Consider the following 25,377-nt stretch of genomic DNA (forward strand, 5'->3'; position numbering starts at 1 on the left):
CAAAACAATCCGTAGGAACTGATTGATGGGTCCATTATTGTTGTTTATGGCTAATGCAATACTTGTATGTGTATAAAGTTATCGGAGCTTGACATTGTTTTATAGCGCAGGATTAATTATAGAGATATGATTCTATGGTTCAGAAATTATGGAAGACAAAGGGGTCGTCCGATAGCCGTCGGGCGATCCCATAACATGGTGTTGTTGCAGGCGTGGGTCTGTGATGTAAGGAGGAGAGACAATGTTACTTCTGAATCCCCAGAAATTCGATCGGAAATACGCGGACGAAAAAACCCGGAACATGATGGCCAAGACCATCGAGTTTCTCGAAAACAAGGGCTTGAAGTCCTTGAAGAAAGACTGGCATGACAAGGCCTGGAACTACGAGTTTGTCGAGTTCATGAAGCAGGAAAAGGTTCTGGCCACCCTCATGACCCCCACGGGATACGGTGCGGACGACTCCCGCTGGGATACCTTTCGAAACGCTGAGTTTGCCGAAATTTCTGCGTTTTACGGCATTACGTACTGGTACACCTTCCAGGTGAGCATGCTCGGCCTGGGGCCCATCTTCCTCGGTTCCAACGAAGAAATGAAGCACAAAACCGCCAAGCTTCTTGAGGAAGGCGGGGTGTTTGCCTTCGGTCTGTCCGAGCGTGAGCACGGTGCGGATATCTACTCTTCGGACATGATGCTCGCTCCCAACGGGGACGGAACGTACAAGGCCAACGGGGACAAGTACTACATCGGTAACGGCAACGAGGCCTCCATCGTTTCCACCTTTGCCAAGATGAGTGACACCGGCGAGTACGTCTGGTTTGGTGTGGATTCCAAGCACAAGAATGATCAGCTGCGGAACACGGTCAATGAGCAGAACTACGTGTCTGAGTATGCCCTCCACGATTACCCCATCACCGAAGGGGACATCCTGGAGAAGGGTGATAAAGCCTGGGACAACATGCTCAACACCATCAACATCTGCAAGTTCAACCTGGGCTGGGGCTCTATCGGCATGTGCACCCACGCCTTTTACGAGGCCATCGACCACGCGGCCAACCGCTATGTCTACGGCAAGTACGTCACGGACTTCCCCCACGTCAAGCGCCTCTTCACCGACGCCTACGCCCGCCTCGTGGCCATGAAGCTCTTCTCCGAGCGTGCCCGGGATTACATGCGCTGTGCCTCTGAGACCGATCGCCGCTACCTCCTCTACAACCCCATGGTGAAGATGAAGGTCACCTGTCAGGGCGAAGAGGTGATAAACCTCCTCTGGGATGTCATCGCCGCCAAGGGCTTCGAAAAAGAGCCCTTCTTCGAGGTCGCCGCTCATGAGATCCGCATGCTGCCCAAGCTGGAAGGCACGGTTCACGTGAACATGGCTCTCATCGTTAAGTTCATGCAGAACTTCTTCTTCAACCCCGGGGAGTTCCCCGAGGTGCCCATGCGGACCGACGCGGCCAACGACGACTTCCTCTTCGATCAGGGCCCCACCAAGGGTCTCGGCAAGGTGCAGTTCCACGACTACGCCATCGCCTACGAGCGCGATCTTCCCAATGTCAATGTCTTCAAGGACAACATTTCGGCGACCTTCAAGGAGTTCCTCATGAAGGCGACTCCGGACAAGAATCAGGCCCGGGACATCGACTACCTCCTCTCCGTTGGGGATATCTTCACCCTGGTTGCCTACGGTCAGCTGATCCTTGAAGCCAAGCCCCTCTTTGATGTGGAAGACGACCTTATTGAAGAGATCTTCGACTTCATGATCCGGGATTTTGCCAAGTACGCAGTCACCCTCCACGGCAAGCCCAGCAACAGTGACGCCCAGAAAGAGTACTGCCTGAAGATGGTCAAGAGCCCTGCGGCCAATCCTGAGCGGTTCAACAAGATCTGGACCGAGCAGGTGTACGCCATGAAGGATCAGTACACGATGAAGGACTGATACCGGCTTGAGTCGATGAACACGTAAAAGGCGGACCGCTTTCGAGAGAGGGCGGTCCGTTTTTTTATATGATTCGTTGGCGTTGCGAGAATCAGGTTGGGCGCTGTATCGTTTCGGTCCCTGTGTGCCGATGGCGCCGGGATGTTGTGGATTGTTCCTGTTTTTGTTAGCGTTTGATGTCTGCTGGTTTGTCTGGTACCCGCCGGTGAGCGGCTTGAAAAGCGACAAAGCAAAGGAGCTTTTATGTTGAAGGAAACCGCCCTGCTGATCATCGATATGCAGAATGACTTTGTACTTGTCGGCGCGCCGGTGTGCGTGGAAGGGGCTTTGGAGACGGTGCCCAATATCGCCAAGGTCCTGGAGCGTTTCAGGCGTGAAGGGGCGCCTGTGTTCCATGTGGTGCGGGAGTACCGTGCAGACGGGAGCGATGTGGAGGCCAACCGCAGGACGGCCTTTGAAGAGGCGGGTGGGTTCGTGGTGCCCGGGACCCGGGGCTGCGACATTGTGGCGGGGCTGGAGCCCGTTGCCGGGGAGTATCTGCTGGTGAAAAAACGGTACAGCGGGTTCATGCAGACCGAATTGGACCTGATGCTCCGGCGGCTCGCTGTCACCAGGCTGGTGGTGTGCGGCACCCAATACCCCAACTGCGTCAGGGCCACCATTTTCGATGCCGTGGCTTTGGGCTACGACGTGACCCTGGTCACCGACGCCGCCTCTGCGCGTACGCCCGAGATTGCCACGGCCAATATGGTTGATATTGCAAACATCGGGGTCGATTGCGTGGATACGCAGGCCTTTCTGGAAAGGGGTTGAGCAACGGTAGCAGGGTGTCGCCTCACGTGGCGTTGTGGGTAAAATTGTCCTTGGTATACGGCGTTTCATCTTGACATACTGCGAAAATCGGCTACTTAGCCCTTAGCCCTTAGCCCTTAGCCCTAGCCTGTAGCCTGAGCCGAGCCCTAGCCCAGCCCCAGCCCTTAGCCCTTAGCCCTTAGCCCTTAGCCCTTAGCCCTTAGCCCTTAGCCCTTAGCCCTTAGCCCTTAAGCCCCCTTCTCCCCCATGTATCGGGCTATGTTGTCGTAGATTTCATCGATTCTCGGGTCTTTCGGCAGGTTCTCTTTGATCATCTGCAAATAGCCCTTTTTCTCCAGGCGACGGATGGAAGGGACAAAATTGAGGTCAAAGACCCAGCCTACCTGAAGGAGCTTGAAGTCATTTAAGTTCTGCAGGTGCTCTTTAAGCACCACGGTTCGGTTTATAAGGCTTTTATGGACCTCGTCAGAGATGCCGGGGGTATCGGGCAGTCCGAGTTCAAGGGTGGTGTTTCGTTTGAGCTTCATCTCCTTGTAATACGAGGTGACCACAAACCAGATATCAAGCTTGTCGGCGTCCCGCAGGAGGCGGGTGTGAAACAGGCACTCCTCAGATTCATCCTCCGGCAGAAAGGCCCGGTTGTGATAGAGGACGACCCGTTTGATGAGGTCGGCGTCGGAAGGGGCCATCCGTGCGAGGCACTCCTGTTCCTCCAATATGTCACGGCCGAGTCGGGCATGGTCGGTGGAGCGGTCGTCTACAAAGGTGCGAAAACGCCTGAACTGTTCAAAACGGCCGATATCATGGAGAAGGGCGGCCAGGTCGGCAAGGGCTGTTTGTCGCTCGTTGAGGTCCAGGGCGTCTGCCAGGAAGCGGCTCTCGGCACGGACCCTCTGGGTGTGGTACCGTTTGAGGTTGATGTTTTGGTCGTTTTCCTCGGAGCCGGTGAGGAAGGATGCGGTGTAGTCGTCAAACCATTGGTTGAGATGATTCATTGGGCTGTGTGGATCCTGTGATGATCATGATAAACATGCGGGCACACAGACGTGGAGCATTTTGGATGAACGGGCTTGTATGGCCTGCTGTGTCCGTATGGTACGGTGTCCTCGGAACATTCATTTGCGGAGCTTTTGTTCAAAAAAGCGACCCGCCGGAGGCAACTGAACCGTTGCATTTCTTTTCGACAGGCATACCAGTATTGGCGAGTGAATGAAAGGAGCTCTTGAATGACGTGGTTTCGTTTTTTTCTTCCGGTGACCTCCATTGGCCCGGAACAGGCCAGGAAGATCATGGCAGACAGTGACGGGTGGACCCTTCTGGATGTGCGGCAGAAGGCGGAATACGACGGAGGGCATCTTGAGGGTTCCATCCATATTCCGCTGTTTCAGGTCAGGAAGCGGGCCGGAGAGCTGAACAAGGGCACCGCCCTGCTTGTGTATTGCCGGTGCGGCAACCGGAGCAGGCTGGCCTCGCGGTTTCTGGCGGCCAAGGGGTTTACCGGGGTCTACAATATCGAAGGGGGGATCCTGGGGTGGGAGCAGCATAAGGAGGACCGTCCATAGGTAATGGTAACAAGGGTGGCATCTTTTTTGCTTTTGTGCCTTGACATCACCCGGGCTGGGGTGTAGTGTGCGTCTCGTTGTTGCGGGATGGAGCAGTCTGGTAGCTCGTCGGGCTCATAACCCGAAGGTCAGTGGTTCAAATCCGCTTCCCGCTACCACTAAAAAATACAAAGGCCCGAAAGAGTTCTCTTTCGGGCCTTTTTTGCATTTTGCGTCATGGGAAATGGCATGTGGCATCTTTTTTGCTTTTATCCCTTGACATCCCCCGGCGCGGGGAGTAGTGTGCGTCTCATTGTTGCGGGATGGAGCAGTCTGGTAGCTCGTCGGGCTCATAACCCGAAGGTCAGTGGTTCAAATCCGCTTCCCGCTACCAATAAAAAAATACAAAGGCCCGGAAGAGTTCTCTTCCGGGCCTTTTTGCGTTTGGTGGGGCGAAAGGCGGCTAAAGGCGAAAGGCTAAGGGCGAAGGGCAAATCGTTATACGGGGCAACAATGCCGCAGCTATTTATGTTGCTGACGTGCACTCTGCCGGTATCTGACCCATCCGATATTGGACATGGAATAAAAACAGTGATATGTAGGTTCGTTTTGAATCGATGCGCTTTTTAACAGGTCCAACAGAGGGAGAACCCTTTTTTGCCCCATGGAAACAACGCCTTTGGACAGGATGGAGATACCTGAAAAGCCGGTGTCGCGCATAGCGCCGACTCCCAGTGGTTACTTGCATCTGGGCAATGCGGTGAATTTTCTCGACCCTGGCCTGTTGGCTGAGGGCGGCACCCTTCACCTGCGCATTGATGACATGGACGGGATTCGGTTCCGTGACGAGGTGCTGGAAGATATTTTCACCTCTTTGGAGTGGTTGGGGCTGGACTGGGACAGCGGGCCCTTTGGACCGGATGCGTTTCACAGCTCATTTTCTCTCCAGAAAAGACGTGCTTTTTATCGGGGCGAGCTGGACCGATTGCAGAAGGCCACCGAAAAGCTCTTTGCCTGTGAATGCTCCCGGAGCACCATTAAAAAGGCCTCTCCCGACGGTCTCTACCCCGGGACATGTCGTCACTGCGGACTTGCGCTGGTGCCCCAGAAGACCGCCATGCGGGTGCAGGTGGATGAAGGCGCCATGGTCAGCGTGAACGGCCACAGCCTGGACCTGTCCAGAACCTTCGGGGATTTTCTGCTCTGGCGAAAGGACGATCAGCCCGCGTATCAGTTTGCCAGTCTCTTGGAAGACGAGGCCGGCCAGATCAATTTTATCGTCCGGGGCGAAGACCTCCTGCCGTCAACGGCCGCGCAGCTCTACCTGGCGGACCTGTTTGATGCGTCCCATTTCAAGCGTTGCGCCTTTTTGCATCATCGGTTGATTCCCGGGGAGGACGGCGAGAAGCTGTCGAAATCCCGGGGGGCTTACGCCCTGAAAGACATGCGTGAAGCCGGGATGACCCCTGATGTGGCCTGGAAGGCTGCGGCCCGGTTTTTGGGATGCGCCCATGGGGTGTCGGCCCCAGAAGACCTCATTGCCTGCGCAGGGGCGTTTCAATGTGCCGGGGACCCGGAACGTTGAGTGTCGGTGCATAGAGGCGGTAACCACCATTGAACCGATGAGAAGGCCCGGATGGTCGGGTGTTCTCTTTTTTATTTTTTGAAGGAGTTTTGTGACCCATGCAATTGAACTGCGGTATTGTTGGCCTGCCCAACGTCGGTAAATCCACCCTCTTTTCGGCCCTGACCTCTGCTCCTGCCGAGGCGGCCAACTACCCTTTTTGCACCATCGAGCCCAACGTGGGCGTGGTGGCTGTGCCCGATGAGCGCATGAACCGTATCACGGAGCTGATCCCTCCCCAGAAGGTGATCCCCGCGGTGGTGGAGTTCGTGGACATTGCAGGCCTCGTTCGCGGGGCGTCCAAGGGGGAGGGGCTCGGCAACCAGTTCCTCGGTCACATCCGTCAGGTGGGTGCCATTATCCATGTGGTGCGCTGCTTTGATGACGACGACGTGGTCCATGTGGATGGCAAGGTCAACCCGGTGAGCGATATCGAGACCATCAGCATCGAGCTGGCCTTTGCCGACCTCGAGACGGTCCAGAAGCGCCTGACCGGTCTTCCCAAGCTCCTCAAGTCCCAGGACAAGAAGGTCTCCGGCAGGGCCAAGGCCCTGGAGCCCGTCCTGAAAAAGCTGGAGGCGGCCCTGGAAGAGGGGCAGCCCGCTCGAAGCCTGGAGCTGGATGACCGTGAAATTGAGCTCATCTCCGACCTGCACCTCATTACCCAGAAAAAGCAGCTCTACTGCTGCAACGTGGGGGAAGACGATCTCGGCAGCGAGAACGATTACGTGGCCAGCGTCCGTGAGTTTGCCGAGAAAGACGGCTCCGGCGTGGTGGTGATCTGCGGCAAGTTCGAATCGGAAATCTCCGAAATGGATGACGAAGAGGAGAAAAAGGCCTTCCTGGAGGACGCAGGGCTGGAAGAGTCCGGGCTCCATCGTCTCATCCGCGAAGGCTACAGCATGCTGGGCCTCCAGACCTACTTCACGGCCGGTGAAAAAGAGGTCCGAGCCTGGACCTTCCCCAAAGGGGCCAAAGCTCCCCAGGCCGCAGGCGTGATCCACTCCGATTTTGAGCGCGGGTTCATCCGTGCGGAGGTCTACCACTGCGAAGAGCTCTTCGAATACAAGAGCGAGGCTGCCCTCAAAGAGAAGGGCAAGCTCCGCGTGGAAGGCAAAGAGTATGAGGTGCAGGACGGAGAAGTTCTGCACTTTCGCTTCAACGTATAGCAAGATTCCCGGTCGCCCTGCCCTCTGAACCATCGGGAAGGCAGCGCCGGATCGGTGGCAGGCCCCTTGGGGCCTGCAGGCCGAGGAACCGGAATGTTACCGTTCCAGTCTTTGGATTTCCTTCTTCCCTCCTGTCTCATTTTCGAGCAGATCCCTTGTGTAGACTCAATTCGCTGCTGCCTTCTGTGGTTTTTTCCATAGTTTCAGGTTGAACGAGTAGGTACCCGAAATGTTATGGGTGCGCGGAGAGATGGTTGACTCTGTTTAATCTCTTTCTGTCAATGCGGGGTGACAATACCGGAGGGTGGGTTGAGATCGGAAAGGGCGGTTCACCCATGCCCCTGGCGTTGTTTTCAGACGGCAGCATAGATCTCATCAGGGGGTCGGCTCAAGGATGAGCGGGGCCTCGGCCTCGGCAATGATAAAAACGCCCCCGGGCTCAATGGGTCCGAGGGTGTTTTTGTGCCTTGGCGCCCTTCGATTTCAGGGTGTCACTGACAAAAAAATGTGATACCTAAAAAAGGCCCCATCAAGGGGCTTTTTGTTTTTGGCGCGGGCTTGACCGCAGCATGAATTTTGTATGGTGCCGGGTCAACGTCGAGTGCGTGGAGACCGGATCAGATAGATACAGGGGTGCACGTTGGATACGTTGACAACAGAGGAAAATCGCCTTGAGGGCGAAGGGGAGTCCAGGACGGTTCGAACCCGCGAATCGGACGTCACCCGGGTGGTCCATTCGGGCCTTGTCATGCGGCCCATTTATGAGCTGGAGGCCCGGCGGTTCCGGTTCGGCGAGGCCGGGGAAGGTGGCGAGGTGCTGGATCTCCGCTGGCCGGCCTTTGCCATTTGAGACACCATCTCCGAGGTGACCGAATACCAGGTGGGGGCCTCCAGTAACTGAGGCGTTGCCGGATCCGGCGACGGCTCGGGTGCAGGCCCAGGCCGCAAGGGTCCAGATCACCGACACCACTCAGCTCACGAGGTGATCAGCCGCGTCTTTGACCACCTCTCCAACCGGGAGCGGCGCTACCTCCCCTTTGAATACCCTTACTACGACGGCCAGGAGGGCCGCTTCGATACCCGGAAATTCTGGCTGATCAGATGGCTCGTGTACACCGGCTATGGATACTTCAACATCTCTCTTCGCCCTCACCGACGAAGGCTATGCCGCGTACTTCGGCCTGCATGAAACCAGCGCCCTGGACGGAACAGCCATCGGCAACCTTCGAATCAAGCTCTTCATCGAACGCGGCAACGTAGACGACGCCATTCTGGTGGCGGACCAGAACCAGAAGCAGTGCTTCCGAAAGGCCGGAGATATAAGGAACGTGCGCCGGGCCATCGCCCGGAACATCCACGCCGTGGAGTTTGCAAAGATCAACGCCCTGGCCGATGAAGGCACGGGTCAGGCCCTTCAGATCCAGGAGGAGAGCAGCCGTCTCCAGACCCTGGTCATGGCCTACCTACAGGACACCTCCGATGCGGACCTTGAAGAGAAACTGCACCAGCTGGCAGGCCAGCTCAGGCACCTGAATTCCCGCCAGATGGACCTGGTGGGCGAACTCCAGCGCCTGCCTGACGATTACCACAAACACAGCCACAAGCTGTTCCGGCGTAACTCTTACGGTATCCTGCCCTCACCGGATGAGGTGCTCAAGCGGGTGGCCAGGCTGGAGGAGCACAAAGCCGCGGAGGTGGGCATGGAATTTATCGCCCGCTTTGACCCGCCCACCCGGCCCTCCCTGTTTGACCCGGCAACCCTCATGGACGCCATGGACCGGTTCCTCGAACGCATGAGCGGCCCCCAGGAAAAACAGCGGGCCGTCTGCGAAATCGACGGAGAGGATCTGGAGACCTACCGTCAAACTCACCGAGAAGCTCATGGCCTCGGCCGGTGCCTTTATGCGCAACGCCGTCCATAAAGAGGGCTTCCTGGCCCTCTCCGACCTCATGGACCGCTCCTGCGACCATGGCACCCCCATGGCCGTTGCCGCCGCCATGACTGTTTTCCAGTGCTTCGTGGACCCCCGCACCGCCGAAAAGAACCGCGTTCAGGTTCGCCTGGCAGACACCGAAAGCCGCTTCTCCGCCCGACTCCCGGACGGGCGCCTTTACCGAGGCCACAACTGGTGGCCTGGTGCCCCTTGCCGAGGGCGGGGTCGACGTTCAGAGTCTTCTGGCGGCCAGGTGGGGGCACCTGGAAACCTTATGGCGAATGCGTGGAGGCCGCCAGCATACAATCGTTATCGGGGCATTCGCGTGATGTGTGACATGGGGCAACCGTTTATGCTGGAGAGGCCCATGTCATTCTTCGGAAAACAGGATAACGGGCCAGAGACGCAAATGCTCTGAACCCTCGTTCCTCGGGTTCCTCACATTTGCTGACGGGCTGCGCCTGTTATAAAAATGCCCCCGGAGGCCATACTTTTAAAAAGTTTGGCAAACAGGTCTTACGAACGTCGTGGATCGGCCGCAAGCTTTCGGCGACCCGCCGGAGGCAACTGAATAGCTACAGTTTAACGAACAGGTTTTAAAACGTTGATTCAAGTCAATTTAAATCAAAGACGAATGTGTTTTTTCCCGAGGAACGAGGGGAAAGTGATTTAGAAAAACCGTCTTTCGAGGTGGCACACCTTGCCGCCGGAGGCATGCTTTTTGAACCTACTTTGACCATATCATCCTTTTCGCATCCGGTGAGCGCCAGCGAGCCGGATGCCATATGGGGTCAAGGGGATCATCCCCTTGCCGCCGGAGGCGAAATATAATTGGAAACAAACGATATCTATCAGGTCAATCGGTTGATTTATCTCAGCCTGGCCCACAGCAACGGGCGTAAGCAGCTGGTGGGACGCCATCAGGATGAGGCCAAAGAGCTGGTCCAGCGATACCAGGCGGACGGCCAGTTCCAGGTGATGGTTCATGACGGCCTCGCCGGCCTGGAGCTTCAGGTGCTGGACGTAGAGGCCCTTGCTCTCCGTGTTTCCGCTTTGCATGCCGGAAGCTTTTTTGCGGCAAACCTCACCGAGTACGGCAAGATCCTGGCCCGTAACGAGCTGAAGGCAGCCGAGCTGCTCATGGTGCACTGCGCCGTTGCCACGGCGTTTTTCCCGTCTGAGGCGGATCTGGACGCGCCCGTGGAGGACCTGGGCATTGCCATGGTGGAAGACGTTGTGGAGGTGCTCCGGCGCTTTGCAGAGGCCGAAGCCCAGATGGAAGAGGACGACGACCTGGTCCACCCCGAGGTGCGGACCGCGGCCAAGAGGTTCCGGGAGCTTCCCGAGGAGAACCCCGACAGCAAGCGCGCAGGCGGCGGCCACAGCTGGGTGGAGCTCATCCAGCGGGTCTTTGAACACATGGTGGAGACCGGCTACCTCCTGGCCTTTGAGGACCGTCCCGGAGAATTGGAGTTCCGGCCCACGCCGTCGTATCAGGCGGCCCTGAAGAATGCCACGGTCTATGCGTTCCATGCCTTCCGAGACGTGGTGGAGGATCATCAGATGATGGCCGAGGAGCAGGCCGAGGTCCAGGCAGAAGAGGAGGCGCACTAGGATGTATCGACTCAGCAGATTTTTTATCAGTGACGTGGCGGCCGGGGAGAACATCGTCCAGAACGGCTATTTTCCCATCTGCCGTGAGGGGGAACGTGCCGACCACGGTGTGCTCTTTGCCCAGAACGGCTCCTGCAAGACCACGCTGCTTTCGTTTTTACTCAGCGCCTTCTGCCCGGAACAGCGCCGGTTTGTCCAGCACCTTCAGTCCGGCGGGGACAAGAGCCTGGATCAGTACCTGATCCCCGGGCGCCCGGCCGTGGTGCTCATCAACCTCACCGTCACGGCGGAGCCCACCCTCTTTGAGGCCGAGCCCGAAGAGCACCTTCTGGTGGGGCAGCTCATCTACCGCCACAAAGGGGCGGCGGGCAAGATCGACCGCATCTATTTTACATCCTCGGAAGAGTCCCTGTTCGACGAACTTCGCTCTGCCTGGCCGGGCCTCTCCGCCGAGGAGAAGCCCTTTACCGCCGCCCGGGAGTACATCACCCCCAGGGTCACCTCCACCACCTCCCAGCGGGACTGGGAAGAGCACCTGGAAAAACTCGACCTCGACCCCTGGCTGGTGAACCGCCAGGTGGACTTTGCCCGGTCCGAAGGGGGCATCAAGGATGCCTTCAAGTTCCGCAACGAAGAGGAGTTCATGGGCTTTTTTCTGGGGTGCGTTACGGACCTGGACGTGGCGGCAAAGCTCCGGGAGACCACCCTGCAGTCCATGGAGAAGATGCGCCATCGCCCCGAGAAGAAGGCCCGGCTCAAGGCGGCCTGGGGGCTTCGGGAGAAACTCTCCGAGTTCGAGGCGGTCAGCGGCAAGTGGCGCAGCGCCGGTGACGACACCGACGCCTTTCGCCTGCGCCTGGGCGAGGCCCGCCGTCTCCTGTCTACGGCAAAGGCGGCTGCGGCTGCCAGGGGAAAAGAGGTGGCGGCCAAGATCCATGAGGCTGCCGAGTCCCATGACGCCGTGACCTTGCAGCTGAACCGTACCCGGGCCAACGCCTTTTACCTGGAGTCGGTAAAATATGCCCGGGAAGAGAAGCGCCTCAAAGAGCAGGTGGACGCGGCCACAGAGGCCTATGCCTCCGGCCGCAGGGAGCAGGCCTCCCTGCGCGGGGCGGGCCTGGCCGCAAAAATCCGGCGCCTCTCCGCCCAGATCGACGACCGGGAAAAGGCCCTTTCCGACAAAGACGACGCCCTGGCGCCCGTGCGCGAGCAGATCTCCGTCCGGTCCTCCCAGTATCATCACCGCCTTGCCTCGGAACGGGACGAGGCCGCAAAGGAACGCCACCGCCTGAAGGAGGAGCAGCAGGCCGCCGGGTCCAGGCGTCGAACCATTGAAGCCGAGGCCGAAGCCCTTGCCTCGGACGTGGAGAAGGCAAGGCACACCATCACCCGCTGCACCACCCTCATCGATGCCGCTGAAACCTCCCGAACCGCATTGGCCCTGGCGCAGGATCAGTCTCCGGAAGAGGCCCTGGAAAACTTGAAAACTGAGCAGGGCCAGCATGCCTCGCGCCGGGAAGAGATTATTGCATCCCTGGAGGACCTCTACCTGGAGATGGAAGAGTCCAAGCAGCTTTGGAAGAGGAGCCAGCGGGAACAGGTGGAGGCCGAGTCCGCCGCTAAGCAGGCGGCCGAGGCCCTGGACAAGGAAAAAGCTGCCCGCGAGTCCCTCCAGACCAACCGTCACCTGGCTGCTGTGGCCGGGTGCAGCGACTTGTCCCCCCATCGGTCGGACCTGGCCTCCCGGGTTGCCGAGATGCTCCAGCGCAAGCGAAACGCCGTGGCCGAGCAGAACCATCGCCGCTTTACCCTGGATGACGACATCGAGCGCCTCTCCACCACCGAGACCCTGGCCGTGGACGCGGACACCCGTCGCCTGCTGGCATGGCTTCAGGAAGAGGGCGTCTCCCCTGCCGACGTCAAGGCGTTTCCCGACTACCTTGCCGCAGAGTACGGCGACCCCCAGGTGGTGGCCCGGTTCCTTGAAAAAGACCCGGGGCGCTTTACCGGCATCATGGCCAAAAACGACAAGGTACTGGAAAAGGTGAAAGCCCTGTCCACCCCGGACTGGCTGACGCGTCCGGTGGTGATCTCCGTGCCGTCTGCCCTTGAGGAGGTGGCCGACTGCCAGGGCCACGTACTGGCCCCGGCCGACGCCTCGGTCTACAGTCCCTCCTTCATTGAAACCCGTATCACCGAGCTGAAGGCCAGGCGTGCCGCCCTGGTGGAAACCCTGGTTTCTGAGCAGGCCCTGCTGGCGGAGATGGAGCATGCCGCAAGGCTTCTGACGGCCTATCTGGAGCAGTATCCCGACGAGTCCGGGATCCAGGCCCTGGAAGGCCAGCTCACCGAAGCCGGGCATCGGGTGGAAGAGATCCAGGCCGAGATCGCCAGGGCGGAAGAGGCCCAGAGGGTGCTTCTCTCCGAAGAGAACCGCCTCAAAGGTGAAGCCAAGGGCATCACGGAAAAAGAAGGCGAACTTACCCGCCGCATGCAGCAGATTACCGCCTGGCAGACTCAGTACGGGGAGCTGGAGGCCTGGAAGCAGAGCCTCAATGACGAGAACCGGAACCTCTCCTCCTTTGAAGGGCGCAAGACAGTTCGCCAGGTCCGGCAGGGATGGCGTCAAGATCAGCAGCGCCTTGTGGAGCTCCTTGCCCGCAATGAGGCGTCGGTCAAGCGGCTGGATGAAAAGGCCGAGCTCGTGCCCCAGGGGGACGCCACGCTGGATGAGGACCAAAAACAGGAAGCCCGGGAGATGGACCTTTCCGCCCTGGCCTCCCTGTATGCCGAGGCCCTGGAGCGGGAGCGCCGGGTGGCAGGCGAGCTGGGCATTGAGTCCCTGGCGGCCGAGCTCACCGAACTCAAGGCCAAGCGCCAGAAAGAGGTGGCGGAGCTGGAGCGCTCCCGCCGCGAGTACGATCTGGACGAGGCCTTGGTGGAGACGTGGGCTTCCCACACCGACGCCGAACGTGCTGAACGGATGGAGGCCCTGGCCGCCATGCTGGAAGAGACCCTGGAGCAGAAAGGGGCCTTTGTGGGCAAGCAGGAGGGCATCGTCCGCGAGAAACAGCGCCTTGATCTGGAACTGGGGCGCTGGAAGGGAAGGGGCGTGCTTCCGGATGTGTCCGCCGATACCCTGGAAACCGCCGCTCTCGACGAGGCCATGGAGGGGTGCTCCCTGGAAGGGGCCCGCCTGCGCGAAGAGCTCATGGACTTGGAGACCAGGCAGACCAAGCTCAAGAGCAAGGCCGACATGGTCAAGACCTGGAGCACCTCCCTGGACTTGGGCACCGCCCGCATCAAGGATTACACCCCGGTCTGGGACGAAGAGTCGCCCAGGCGCGAGTGGCCCGAGCTTGTGGAGTGCACCAACCCCGTGGTGGCCGCCGAGGTCTTCCTCAAAGAGGTGGAGGAGGTGATCCGCCTGGAAGCCGACTCCGTGGCCGAAAGCGTTCGCCAGCACCGGGTGATGTCCGCGGCCTTTGACCGCCTTCAGGTGAGTCTCTCCGATGAGAAGCTCAAAGAGGCCCTGCCAGCGGTGGTGGACGAGCTGCGCCGCCACGACGCCGAAACCCTGGGAGCCCAGAGCGCTGCCATGGTGGCCACCTGCAAGGACCTGGCCGAAAACATCGAGAGCGACCTGGCCCGGTCGGAAAAATTCGTGGGCAGCCTCATCGGCATGATGCTCCAGCACGTCAAGGAGTGCCACCAGAAGCTCCTCACCGCCACCCGCATCACCATGCCCGACGATGTCTTTATCTATGGCGGAAAAGCGATCTTGCGCTGCAGCAGGCGGCTTGATTTTGCCCGCCACGAAGAGGCCTTCCGGGAGTCCATCGACAACTGGCTCCACGAGCTCATCGAGGCCAACCGCATGCCCGAGGTCAACGCCCGTACCGGCAACATGCTGGGGGCAGAGCTCATGTATCGCCTTCTCCAGGCCGCCACCGGAAAGAGCGAGTTTGCCGTGCGGCTCCTTAAGTGTGACGACACGGGCAGGCGCTACGAGCAGGTAGGCAAGGACCTGGGCTCCGGCGGCGAGGCCCTCACCACGGCCGTGCTCCTTTACGCCCTGCTCACCTCCATGCGCCAGAAACGCCGCAACCGCAAAGAGGATCGCCTCCCGGCCTTCCTCATCGCAGACAACCCCCTGGGCGTCTGCAACCGGTCGGATTTTCTGGACGCCCAGCTCAAGGTGGCCCGCGCCATGGGCATCCAGTGCGTCTACTTTACCGGCATCAACGACACCGAGTCCCTGGGCCTCTTCGAACACCGAGTGGCCGTGCGCAAAAGCGGCAAACGCGTCCAGATCGAAGGCGTGGACTACAACCACCTGGAGGTCATCGAGCAGAACCTGGAACGGGTATAATGCGCCTTTGGTGGGTAAACGAAGAAGCCTCCGGCGGCCCTGCCGGGGGCCAAACTTTTTGAAAAAAGTTTGATCAAAAACGTTTGGGTATGAACGAGCCCTGAGTGATCCTGACGGATCGCTCAGGGCTCGTTTTGTTTTGGGAAGGGAAGGATGGGAAGGAATTCGTGGCTGGTGCGGTATGGACCATGGAGGCAGAGCCTCTTGAGGTGCATTCCCAGGCGGAGCCTGGGACCGATGAAGAGGCGGTTGGGCTTGGTCGGATCGAGATTTTCGAGTCTCGAGTCCGGGCTCTGTCCGGGGGTGGGGTATGCAAGGCTCTGCCTTGCCGGTGTGGTGGGCAATGATGAGAGGGTGAGGGGGAGCTTTCGACAGTAAATTTTTCTGTACAGGCAGACGTTCTGGCGGTAATTAGACCTTAAGTTTAAGATGTTACATCTGAATGATGATCCCTTTTTTATCGACTTCTTAAATTGGATGGCCCGGCGGGAGCATGTTCATGAGAAAACGATGGGATTAAGTCAGTAAGATGGTGTTGCCACAGGTTATTCATATCAATCTGTCTCGGACTGCCGGAATGGGTTGAATCGTTGGTTATGCGACACCCTGTAGGGTGTGCTTGCGCACCATTTGGTATAGAAACCAACATTTTTTGGCATGTTTATAATACCTGAAGATTACCCGTATATGGTTTTTTATGACCGTCACGAATCTTCGGCGGTGCGCAAGCGCACCCTACCTCACATCCACTACACCGTTGGCAATGCGTCATACCTACATAAGCTGTATAGTTACAAACCGGTTATCAAAACAAGCCCATGAAATTTCGCAAACGTTCGGTAGCGTTGATTCAGTATCAACATAGCGGAGAGCCCCATGAAAATCCATGTCAGCTGTTATGCGGGGTACCGGGGAGAGGAGACGCCCCGGGCGATCTCCATCGGCGAGAACCTCATCCGCGTGGAGGAGGTTCTGGACCAATGGCTGGCCCCGGACCATCGTTATTTCAAATGCCGGGGTGACGACGGGGGCGTGTATCTCATTCGTCATGACGTTGCCTCAGGCCAGTGGCAATTGGTCTACTTCAGTCTGACGGATGCCATGCCACCCGGTAACATTCCCCATTGAGAAGAGTCCTTAAAGGAGGCTACCCACAAAGGGGAATCGGAAGCCTGGAGCGCCGCACTGCTGTGCGGCTTTTTTTGTGCATAACGACCTAAGTGCTGGCGTCTTAGCGGGTGATTCCACCTGCCGAATTTTCCTGTATCGGTATGCTTTTTTGTGCTTCTCTATGTGTTCTTATCTAAATGAAATCTTTGAGGTGCTCGTCGATAATCGCCAGGATCTCGTCGCCGTAGGAGGAGAGTTTTTGCTGGCCGATGCCGGAAACGGCAAGAAGTTCCAGGTCGTCGGTGGGCATTTTGTCGATGAGGTCGGCCAGGGTGGCGTCGTTGAAGACGAGGTAGGGAGGGATCTCGGCTTCGGCGGCGGTCTCTTTGCGGTAGGCTTTGAGTTTGTCCCAGAGGGCCCGGGCGCCGAGGGCCACGCAGACCTCTTCCATGAGGCGGGAGGCGTTGGAGCGTCGTCCGGCCTGTTTGCCCCTGCGCGTGGGGGTGGGATCTTTTCTGAAGCTCACCTGTTGCTGGCCTTTTAAAACAGGCATGGACTTTTCGTTGAGCCGGAACCCTCCGGTCTGGGCGTTGACGCTGATGAGGCCCCCGGCCACCAGTTGCCGGTAGACGGAGCGCCACTCCGCGTCGGAGAGCTCTTTGCCGATGCCGAAGGTGGAGACGCAGTCGTGGCCGCAGAGTTCTACCTTGTCGGTGCCTTTGCCCAGGAGCACGTCGATGAGGTGCCCGGCGCCGTAGCGCTGTCCGGTGCGATAGATGCAGGAGAGGGCTTTCTGGGCTTCGGTGGTGCCTTCCCAGGTGTCCACCGGTGAGAGACAGGTGTCGCAATTGCCGCAGGGGCTCTCCAGGGTTTCGCCGAAGTAGGCGAGGAGGGCCTGGCGCCTGCACCCGGTGATCTCGCAGAATCCCAGCATGGCGTTGAGTTTCTGGTGCTGGATCCGCTTGAACTGCTCGTTTCCTTCGGATGAATCCAGCATCTGGCGCAGGAAGACGGCGTCCCCCAGGCTGTAGGCCATCCAGGCGTCGGCGGGCAGGCCGTCGCGTCCGGCCCGGCCGGTCTCCTGATAGTAGCTCTCCAGGTTTTTGGGGAGATCCAGATGGGCCACAAAGCGGACGTCCGGCTTGTCGATGCCCATGCCAAAGGCGATGGTGGCCACGATGATCACCTGTTCCTCGGTGATGAACCGTCGCTGGTTCTCGGCCCGGGTCTGCTGGGGGAGTCCGGCGTGGTAGGGCAGGGCGGTGAATCCTTTGTCCGAGAGCCAGGCTGCGGTGGACTCCACCTTTTTACGGCTCAGGCAGTAGACGATGCCCGAGTCTTCGTTGTGTTCCTGCTCCAGGAAGTCCAGGAGCTGCTTTTTGGGGGTGTTCTTCACCACGATGCGGTAGCGGATGTTGGGGCGGTCAAAGCTGGAGACAAAGCGTTCGGCCTGTGTGAGGTGGAGGCGTTCGGCCATCTCCTCCCGCACGATGGGGTCGGCCGTGGCGGTGAGGGCAATGCGGGGGACCTGGGGAAATCGTTCTGCAAGGATGGCGAGCTGCATGTACTCGGGGCGGAAGTCGTGCCCCCATTGGGAGACGCAGTGGGCTTCGTCGATGGCAAAGAGGGCCAGGGGCGTCCGGGTGAGGAGCTCCTGGAACCGGGGCGTCATGAGCCGCTCCGGCGCCACATAGACCAGGTCCATCTCCCCTTGGGCCATGGCCCGTTCCACCTGCAGGGCCTCGGCCTGGGACAGGGAGGAGTTGAGGTAGCCCGCCCTGACCCCGTTCTGGCGCAGGGCCTCCACCTGGTCCTGCATGAGGGCGATAAGAGGGGAGACCACCACAGCGGTGCCGGGCCGCAGGATGCCCGGGATCTGATAGCAGAGGGACTTTCCCCCGCCCGTGGGCATGAGCACCAGGGCGTCGCCGCCGGAAAGGAGGTTATCGATGATCGCTTTCTGGTTGCCCCTGAAGGCTTCATAACCAAAGACGTTTTTTAGAATGGTTTCCGGGGGCTGGTGGTGCATGGGCGGTACAACGGCTCCTGTTTCTTGGCGTCATGGGACAGCGTTATGCATGTCTGTGTGGTTCATATCAGAAACAGGGTGGGATGGCATCCCCTTTGTCCTCCTGGATAGGAGAGAAGGAGGCGTCGAAGGAAAATGCGGACCAAACAAAAAAAGCCTTGAAGGAATATCCTTCAAGGCTTTTTGAAAGCGGTGGTAGCGGGGAGCGGATTTGAACCACTGACCTTCGGGTTATGAGCCCGACGAGCTACCAGACTGCTCCACCCCGCAACAATGTGAGGGAATATACATGGGCCTTGGATCCTTGTCAAGGAAGGGATCGTAAAAAAATCGCCGTTAAGCATACGATGTGAGTAATTTCACGATATTCCGCCGCTTTTCTTCATCGCCGGGGGACGCCCCAAGCTCCACGCGGACCCGTTTGTTCCGTCCTGTCTGTCCGGAGACGATTTCCAGGGATGATTTGGAGACCCCTAGGAATTTGGCGAAGTACTTGATGCACATGGCGTTGGCCGCACCGTCCACGGGAGGAGCCGTGATCTTCACCTTCAAGGCGTCTCCGTGGATGCCGGAGATCATGTTTTTCGAGGACTTCGGCTGCACGAAGATGCGGAAGAAGAGATCCCCCTTTTTTTCTTCGACGGCAAACATGATCAGCGTGCGGCCCCTGTTTCAAGGGAGGCGGCCACCAGGGGCTTGAGTTCGTCGTAGCTGGTGGTCACCGGGAACTGGGGGAACTCTTCGATGACGTTGGCAGGCGGCCTGAAGAGAAAACCCTGGTCGGCTTCCTTGAGCATGGAGACGTCGTTGTAGGAGTCCCCGAAGGCCGTGACATGGTAGTTGAGCCCTTTAAGGGCCATGACCGCCTTTTTCTTCTGATCCTGCTGACGAAGGCAGTAGTCCGTGACCCGCCCGTCCGTATCGATTTTCAGCTGGTGGCAGAAGAGGGTGGGCATGCCCAGCTTGCGCATGAAGGGGCCTGCAAACTGCTCGAAGGTGTCGGAGAGGATAATGAGCTGGGCATTTTCACGCATCCAGGCCACGAAGTCGGCGGCGCCTTCCATGGGGTCCATGGTGTCGATGACCTCGGTGATGTCGGCAAGCTTCAAACCGTGGGCGTCCAGAATCCCCAGGCGTTTTTTCATCAGCACGTTGTAGTCGGGGATGTCCCGGGTGGTGAGTTTCAACTCTTCGATGCCGGTTTTTTCAGCCACGTTGATCCAGATTTCAGGGATGAAGACCCCTTCCAGGTCGGAGCAGATGATGTTCATCATGGTGTGCGGTTTCCGTTTATTTGTGGGTACGCCCATGAGGCGGGGTTATGATAAAGGGACGGGCCCGCCCATATCTTTTACGGACGGGCCCGGATACCTTACTCTTCGATGCGGATCAGGGCGGCCTTGCCCTGGATGATGTCCAGGGACTCGATGTCGGCCAGGGCCTGCCTCATGTCTTTTTCCCGTGCCACGCTGGTGAGCATGACCAGGGGGACGGAGCCGTCGCCCTGGCCACCTTCTTTCTGGTGCACGGAGCGGATGCTGATGTTGTATTCCCCCAGGATACCGGAGATGCGGGATAGGACCCCGGGCTTGTCCATGGCCTTGAACCGGACGTAGTAACGGCAGGTTACCTCATCCATGGGGAGGATGGGCAGGTCGTTCATGCGCTCGCTGGTAAAAGCCAGGTAGGGAACCCGCTGGCCGGCCCCGGTGATGAGGTTTCGGGCGATGTCCACCAGGTCGCTTACCACGGCGCTGGCCGTGGGCAGCATGCCCGCGCCCTGGCCCACGAGGAACATGTCCCCGGTGGCGCTCCCGCAGACATTGACGGCGTTGACAGCGTGGTTGACACTGGAAAAGAGGTTGTCCTTGGGGATCATGGTGGGGTGGACACGGGCTTCCACGGCACCGTTGGTGCGTTTGCCGATGGCCAGCAGCTTGATGCGGTAGCCGAACTCATCGGCGAACCGGATGTCTTCCGGGGTGACCCGGGTGATGCCCTCCACATAGATGTCGTCTAAGTTAACCTTCATGCCGTAGGCCAGGGAGTTCAGGATGGCCAGCTTGTGGGCTGTGTCGTACCCTTCGATGTCCAGGGTGGGGTCGGCCTCTGCAAAGCCGCTCTCCTGGGCCTGGGCCAGGGCATCTTCAAAGCTGCTTCCCTCGCAGGTGATCTTGGTCAGGATGTAGTTGCAGGTGCCGTTCATGATGCCGGCCAGGCTGTGAATGGTGTTGCCGGCCAGGGTTTCCCGCATGGTTTTAATGATGGGGATGCAGCCTGCCACGCTCGCTTCGAAGGCGATGTCCACGCCCTGCTCCGCGGCCCGGCGGAAGAGGTCGTTTCCGTGGGCGGCGATGAGGGCCTTGTTGGCGGTGACGATGTGTTTACCTTTGGCGATGGCCCGTTCGAAGCACTCCTTGGCAAAGGTCTCTCCGCCGATGAGTTCCACGATGATGTCGATCTCGGGATCATCGATAACGGCAAAGGCATCGGTGGTGAGGCGGTCGCGGGATATGGTAAGGCCTCGATCGGTGTCGATGTCGAGGTCGGCAATTCTGGCAATGACGAGTTCGGCGTCCAGCTTGGAGGAGATGAGATCTTTCTCCTTTTCAAGCATGCGGGCCACACCCGTTCCCACGGTTCCAAGTCCAAGGATACCGATTTTGATCGTTTTCATAAGCGGGAGCTCCTTTGAGGCAGCGGCAAAACGTGATAGTCTGAGATACAGGCCCAGGGAAGTGTGCTGTAACATTTTGATATTACAACGCTCTTTTCTCTTGGCGCGTTCGATGGCAGTCACTAACAGGCAAACGTACAATACAACGGCCCTTGATGTCAAAAAAAAATCTGGGGGCGGTGCGACTGGCCCAATGACAAGGGGGTGAACGCCAAGGGGTTAACAATATATTATGGATAAATCGGGTGGAACCACAGGATGTTGTATGGTCGTGTCCTTTGAGGCTGTGTTGAAAAATCAGGCGTTCCACGAAACGTTCCGGCCGGGAAAACCGGCGCTGCGGGCACCCTTTTGGTTTGACTTTTTGAAGGAATCTGTTTAGGTATGTGATTTTACAATGACAGCCGCGAGTACGGATTTTACAAGGGATCGTGATGCGCGGGGGGCGCGGGGAACACGATGGTTTGGGCCTTGATCCGGCCGTCTTAAATCAGCGGTTCGCGGGTGATCAATTTTCCGGAGGTGTCCTCATACCATGAGTGAGTCGTTAACATATGCAGATGCGGGGGTTGATGTCCAAAAGGCCAATGCCCTTGTGGACTCCATCAAGAAGATCGCCAAACAGACCAACCGGCCCGGTGTGATGGGTAGCATCGGCGGGTTCGGCGGGCTTTTTTCGCCCAATTTGTCCAGCATGGAAAAGCCCGTGCTGGTGAGCTCCACCGACGGCGTCGGGACAAAGCTTAACATTGCGTTTCAGATGGGCAAGCACGACACGGTGGGGATCGACCTGGTGGGCATGTGCGTCAACGATATCGCGGTGCAAGGGGCTGAGCCCTTGTTTTTCCTGGATTATATCTCCATGGGAAACCTGGATACGGACATTGCCAAGGCAATCATCGAAGGGGTTGCCGAGGGCTGTCGCCAGGCGCGCTGCGCCCTCATCGGCGGTGAGACCGCAGAGATGCCCGGCATGTATGGCGTCGGGGAATACGACCTTGCCGGTTTTGCCGTGGGGGCCGTGGACGACCACAAGATTGTGGACGGCTCCGAAATCCATGTGGGGCACAAGATCATCGGTATCGCCTCCACGGGCCTGCACAGCAACGGGTTTTCCCTTGTGCGCAAGATCTGCTTCGAGAAGATGAAGCTCACCGTTGAGAGTCACGTGCCCGAATTCGGCAAGACCCTGGGCGAAGAGCTGCTCACCCCCACACGGATTTACTCCGATCTCATGCAGGGGATGCTTAAGAGCATCAAGGTGGACGGGTTTGCCCACATCACCGGCGGCGGGCTGGACGAAAATATCATCCGCGTCATTCCCCATGCGTGCAAGGCCGTGCTGAAGCGCAACAGCTGGGAGGTGCCGCCGGTCTTTACCTGGCTCAAGGAGGCGGGTAACGTGGCCGATGGCGAGATGATGCGAACCTTTAACAACGGCATCGGACTTGCCGTTGTGGTTCCCGAAGAGTATGCTCAGGCGCTGCTGGATATGCTGGAGGCCATGGAAGAGAGAGCCTGGATCATCGGTGAGATCGACACGCGTGAAGAGGGTGCCCCCCGGGTGGAGTGGGTGTAGGCCCGACGTCCAACTCTGTGATAAGCCGCGCAGCGAGCTTCCGGAGTGTGTGAATACAACATGATGATGCGGCCATTTTCACCGGGTTTGACCCATGAAAATGGCCTTTTGTTTTTGGAAATGAGGAGTGTAGTGACCCATGAAGATACTTGCCATCGAGTCGTCCTGTGATGAAACCGCCGCTGCCGTGGTGGAAGACGGGACCCGCGTCCTTTCATCTGTGGTGGCTTCCCAGGTGGCTGTGCACCATGTCTACGGAGGCGTGGTGCCGGAGCTGGCTTCACGAAAGCATGTGGAGGCCATTGTGCCCGTGGTGCGGGAGGCCATTGAGACGGCAGGAATAGACCGTTCCGAGCTGGATGCGGTGGCCGTAACCCAGGGGCCCGGCCTGGTGGGAGCGCTCCTGGTGGGATTTTCCTATGCCAAGGCCTTTGCCTGGGGCCTGGGAATCCCGTGTGTGGGGGTGAATCACCTGGAGGGGCACATGTCCTCAATTTTCCTGGGGGACAACCCGCCTTCCTTTCCCTATGTGGCCCTGCTGGTGTCCGGCGGGCATACGAGCCTTTACTACGTCACCGGGCCCACCGAGTACGAGCTCATGGGGCAGACCCGGGACGACGCCGTGGGCGAGGCCTACGACAAGGTGAGCAAGATGCTGGGCCTCGGCTACCCCGGTGGGGTGGTCATCGACGGCCTGGCAGGAAAAGGGGACCCCAAAGCCATCTCCTTTCCCCGGCCCTACCTGGACAAGAAGGCCTTTGATTTCAGCTTCAGCGGCCTCAAGAGCGCCGTGGGCCGTCATCTCAAAGAGTTCCCAGAGCCCGACGAGGAGCGCCTCCGCAACATTGCGGCCGGTTTTCAGGAGTCGGTGGCCGAGGTGCTCTGTCACAAGCTGATGTACGCCGCCAAGGTCAAGGGATGCCGACATGTGGCCGTGGTGGGCGGGGTGGCGGCCAACTCCCGCGTGCGGGCCATGGTGGCAAAGGCGGCGTCCCGCAGGGGCCTTTCGTTTCATACCCCGGAGCTTAAGTACTGCGGGGACAATGCAGCCATGATCGGTGCCATCGGTTACCACCGGTTTATGGAGGGGAGCACCCTGGGGGTGAACGATGATGCCTATTCCCGGGCCCGCCTGCCGTCCAATACCAAGCACAAATAAGGGGTGGTTCTTGATATATCCATAGCTCCGGGCGCTTTGTTTTAACAAATCAGCGGATCGCCCGGTGCGCCATTTTATTCTTGACCAACCCGGTTGCGTTCACGTAGAGATGTCACGGGTTTGGTTGAGTGTGTTCGTTTTGCGATGCATCCCCTTTGTGTGTTTTCTCGCGCTGTTCTTCTCTTCAGAGTTGTATCACGTCGTTCATGCATTCACATCTCAAGCGAATAAGGGCCTTGCAAGGGCCGAAGACCGCATAGGCACATGGTGCGTGCGGTGAACCATGCGCAGGCAGTGGGTTTCGGTTTCTTTAAGGCTTTAACATAAACAGCCCGTTACGCAGCGGGCCCAGGATCAAGCATGTCCTTATTTAATCACGGTTGAATAAGGCCGGGAGTCATTCGTGTCAGAGGTAGAAAACAGAGATCAGTTCGGAAGCCGTATCGGCTTTATCCTTGCATCTGCCGGATCGGCGGTGGGGCTTGGCAACATTTGGCGATTTCCCTTTGTGGCCGGTGAAAACGGCGGCGCAGCCTTTGTGCTCATCTACCTGCTGCTGGTGTTTTGCATCGGCATGCCGGTGATGCTCGCCGAATTTGTCGTGGGCCGGAGAGGCCAGGGCGACCCGGTGGGGTCCCTTCGGCGGGTGGCTGGAAAGTTCTTCACCCCCCTGGGCGGCATGGGGATCTTTGCCGCCATCGTTATCCTGAGCTTTTACGGTGTGGTGGGTGGGTGGACCATCAAATACACCGTGGATGCCCTCATGGGGGCCCTGGGCACGGACGTGCCGTCGGCCGGGGCGGTGTTCGGTAACTTTGTAAAAGACCCGAAGATGGTCATTTTCTATCAGGCCCTTTTTATGCTGGGAACCTTCGGGGTGGTGGCGCGGGGCATCGGCAACGGCATCGAAAAGTTCTGCACCGTCTTTATGCCCGTGCTTTTCCTGCTCCTCATCGTTTTGGCCGTGCGGTCCGTAACCCTTCCCGGAGCTGCCGAAGGACTGGCGTTTTACCTGAAGCCCGATTTTTCCAAGGTGAACGGGGCCATGATCCTCGCCGCCCTGGGCCAGGCCTTTTTCTCTCTTTCCATCGGTATCGGGGTGATGCTGACCTACGGGTCCTACCTGAAGAAATCCGAGCCCATCGTCAGTCCGGCGTTTCAGATCTGCTTTCTGGACAGCTTTGTGGCGCTTATTGCCGGCCTCGTGATTTTTCCGGCGGTCTTTGCCTTCGGCCTTGAGCCCGGCTCCGGCCCCGGCCTCACCTTTGTGACCCTGCCCGCGGTGTTCAGCAAGATGCCCGGAGGCGCCCTTTTTGCCGTGCTCTTCTTTTTTCTCCTGGTCATTGCCTCGTTGACGTCGTCCATGAGCCAGCTTGAAGTGATCTGCGCTTACTTTGTGGACGATCGCAAATGGAGCCGCAGCAAGGCGACCCTCACCGTAACCTGTCTTACGTTCTGTCTGGGGATCCCTTCGGCCATCAGTCTGGGGGGCGGCCTCAATATCGCCGGAAAATCCTTTCTCGACGCCATGGATTTCATGGCCTCCAACATGATCATGCCCCTGGGCGGCATGGGCTTTGCCCTTCTCGCCGGATGGGGACTCCACGCCATGGCCAAAGAGGAACTCTCCGGTCCCGATGGAAAGCCTCTGGCCATCTATCCTGCCTGGCGCGTGATCTGCTGCGTGGTGGCCCCTGCGGCCATCGGGTGGATTTTCGTCACAGGTCTTAAGTGGTAAAATAGAAAGGCGAAGGGCCAAAAGGCCAAAGGCTGAAAAGTGAAAAGGGTCAGGCCAAAGTTCGGGTCTGGGGCTGAGCAGT

At 58.6% G+C, this 25,377-nt stretch carries 19 protein-coding genes and 3 tRNA genes; 16 read left to right on the forward strand and 6 right to left on the reverse strand.

Translation table 11 applies throughout. The annotated features are described in order from the left end of the window. Positions 1-241: 241 nt before the first annotated feature. Together ACOYW2_RS03885 and ACOYW2_RS03890 are read left to right on the forward strand one after the other, a co-directional pair. Complete coding sequence (locus tag ACOYW2_RS03885; protein ID WP_482769459.1) at positions 242-1,936, forward strand: acyl-CoA dehydrogenase family protein; 1,695 nt, start codon at positions 242-244, stop codon at positions 1,934-1,936. A 243-nt stretch (positions 1,937-2,179) separates the two neighbouring features. Continuing rightward, entirely contained in the window at positions 2,180-2,749 is a 570-nt protein-coding gene (locus ACOYW2_RS03890) for a cysteine hydrolase family protein (RefSeq protein ID WP_482769460.1), read from the forward strand. A gap of 227 nt (positions 2,750-2,976) precedes the next feature. On the opposite strand, the gene ACOYW2_RS03895 is transcribed toward ACOYW2_RS03890, so the two are convergent. Beyond that, positions 2,977-3,744, reverse strand: a complete 768-nt coding sequence (locus ACOYW2_RS03895) for an HD domain-containing protein (protein WP_482769461.1) — start codon at positions 3,742-3,744, stop codon at positions 2,977-2,979. 231 nt (positions 3,745-3,975) lie between these two features. Here ACOYW2_RS03895 and ACOYW2_RS03900 point away from each other — a divergent pair, with 231 nt between their 5' ends. From ACOYW2_RS03900 to ACOYW2_RS03950, 11 genes are all read left to right on the forward strand, one after another. Continuing rightward, positions 3,976-4,311 carry a rhodanese-like domain-containing protein gene (locus ACOYW2_RS03900; RefSeq protein WP_482769462.1) on the forward strand — a complete coding sequence of 112 codons (336 nt, stop codon included), beginning with the start codon at positions 3,976-3,978 and terminating at the stop codon, positions 4,309-4,311. Between the two features lie 81 nt (positions 4,312-4,392). Further along, positions 4,393-4,469, forward strand: a tRNA-Met gene (locus tag ACOYW2_RS03905). Between the two features lie 138 nt (positions 4,470-4,607). Beyond that, positions 4,608-4,684 (forward strand) — tRNA-Met (locus tag ACOYW2_RS03910). 294 nt (positions 4,685-4,978) lie between these two features. Then, positions 4,979-5,875 (forward strand): glutamate--tRNA ligase family protein, encoded by an 897-nt coding sequence (locus tag ACOYW2_RS03915; RefSeq protein WP_482769463.1) that lies wholly within the window; start codon positions 4,979-4,981, stop codon positions 5,873-5,875. Between the two features lie 98 nt (positions 5,876-5,973). Continuing rightward, complete coding sequence (ychF, locus tag ACOYW2_RS03920) at positions 5,974-7,083, forward strand: redox-regulated ATPase YchF (RefSeq protein ID WP_482415317.1); 1,110 nt, start codon at positions 5,974-5,976, stop codon at positions 7,081-7,083. A gap of 640 nt (positions 7,084-7,723) precedes the next feature. Beyond that, on the forward strand, positions 7,724-7,933 hold the full coding sequence (locus ACOYW2_RS03925; RefSeq protein WP_482421783.1) for a hypothetical protein: 210 nt from the start codon (positions 7,724-7,726) through the stop codon (positions 7,931-7,933). A gap of 271 nt (positions 7,934-8,204) precedes the next feature. Then, positions 8,205-9,005, forward strand: a complete 801-nt coding sequence (locus ACOYW2_RS03930) for a hypothetical protein (protein ID WP_482769464.1) — start codon at positions 8,205-8,207, stop codon at positions 9,003-9,005. Beyond that, positions 8,965-9,435, forward strand: coding sequence for a hypothetical protein (locus ACOYW2_RS03935; RefSeq protein WP_482769465.1), 471 nt, complete (start codon positions 8,965-8,967; stop codon positions 9,433-9,435). Before ACOYW2_RS03930 ends, ACOYW2_RS03935 begins: the two co-directional genes overlap by 41 nt. 413 nt (positions 9,436-9,848) lie before the next feature. Then, entirely contained in the window at positions 9,849-10,631 is a 783-nt protein-coding gene (locus tag ACOYW2_RS03940) for a hypothetical protein (RefSeq protein ID WP_482769466.1), read from the forward strand. A gap of 1 nt (position 10,632) precedes the next feature. After that, positions 10,633-15,003, forward strand: coding sequence for a coiled-coil domain-containing protein (locus ACOYW2_RS03945; protein ID WP_482769467.1), 4,371 nt, complete (start codon positions 10,633-10,635; stop codon positions 15,001-15,003). Between the two features lie 876 nt (positions 15,004-15,879). Continuing rightward, positions 15,880-16,131, forward strand: coding sequence for a hypothetical protein (locus tag ACOYW2_RS03950; protein ID WP_482421788.1), 252 nt, complete (start codon positions 15,880-15,882; stop codon positions 16,129-16,131). A gap of 175 nt (positions 16,132-16,306) precedes the next feature. Here ACOYW2_RS03950 and recQ read toward each other — a convergent pair whose 3' ends face one another. The 5 genes from recQ to ACOYW2_RS03975 all read right to left on the reverse strand — a co-directional run bounded on the left by recQ (position 16,307) and on the right by ACOYW2_RS03975 (position 20,819). After that, positions 16,307-18,142 (reverse strand): DNA helicase RecQ, encoded by a 1,836-nt coding sequence (gene recQ, locus ACOYW2_RS03955; protein WP_482769468.1) that lies wholly within the window; start codon positions 18,140-18,142, stop codon positions 16,307-16,309. A gap of 193 nt (positions 18,143-18,335) precedes the next feature. Next, positions 18,336-18,412 (reverse strand) — tRNA-Met (locus ACOYW2_RS03960). Between the two features lie 66 nt (positions 18,413-18,478). Continuing rightward, positions 18,479-18,793 carry a DUF167 domain-containing protein gene (locus ACOYW2_RS03965; protein WP_482421790.1) on the reverse strand — a complete coding sequence of 105 codons (315 nt, stop codon included), beginning with the start codon at positions 18,791-18,793 and terminating at the stop codon, positions 18,479-18,481. A 2-nt stretch (positions 18,794-18,795) separates the two neighbouring features. Beyond that, the gene (gene thrH, locus ACOYW2_RS03970; RefSeq protein WP_482769469.1) at positions 18,796-19,416 is read right to left on the reverse strand and encodes a bifunctional phosphoserine phosphatase/homoserine phosphotransferase ThrH; all 621 of its coding nucleotides are present in this window, start codon (positions 19,414-19,416) and stop codon (positions 18,796-18,798) included. A gap of 98 nt (positions 19,417-19,514) precedes the next feature. Next, on the reverse strand, positions 19,515-20,819 hold the full coding sequence (locus ACOYW2_RS03975) for a homoserine dehydrogenase (protein WP_180146100.1): 1,305 nt from the start codon (positions 20,817-20,819) through the stop codon (positions 19,515-19,517). Between the two features lie 535 nt (positions 20,820-21,354). On the opposite strand from ACOYW2_RS03975, the gene purM reads away from it, so the two are divergent. The 3 genes from purM (at position 21,355) to ACOYW2_RS03990 (ending at position 25,295) form a co-directional block, all read left to right on the forward strand. Beyond that, positions 21,355-22,398, forward strand: coding sequence for a phosphoribosylformylglycinamidine cyclo-ligase (gene purM / locus ACOYW2_RS03980; protein WP_482417355.1), 1,044 nt, complete (start codon positions 21,355-21,357; stop codon positions 22,396-22,398). Between the two features lie 139 nt (positions 22,399-22,537). Further along, positions 22,538-23,557, forward strand: coding sequence for a tRNA (adenosine(37)-N6)-threonylcarbamoyltransferase complex transferase subunit TsaD (gene tsaD, locus ACOYW2_RS03985; protein WP_482769470.1), 1,020 nt, complete (start codon positions 22,538-22,540; stop codon positions 23,555-23,557). Between the two features lie 403 nt (positions 23,558-23,960). Next, on the forward strand, positions 23,961-25,295 hold the full coding sequence (locus tag ACOYW2_RS03990) for a sodium-dependent transporter (RefSeq protein ID WP_482421795.1): 1,335 nt from the start codon (positions 23,961-23,963) through the stop codon (positions 25,293-25,295). Positions 25,296-25,377 lie beyond the last annotated feature (82 nt).

The organism is Desulfoluna sp. CLI2B, from assembly GCF_056847375.1.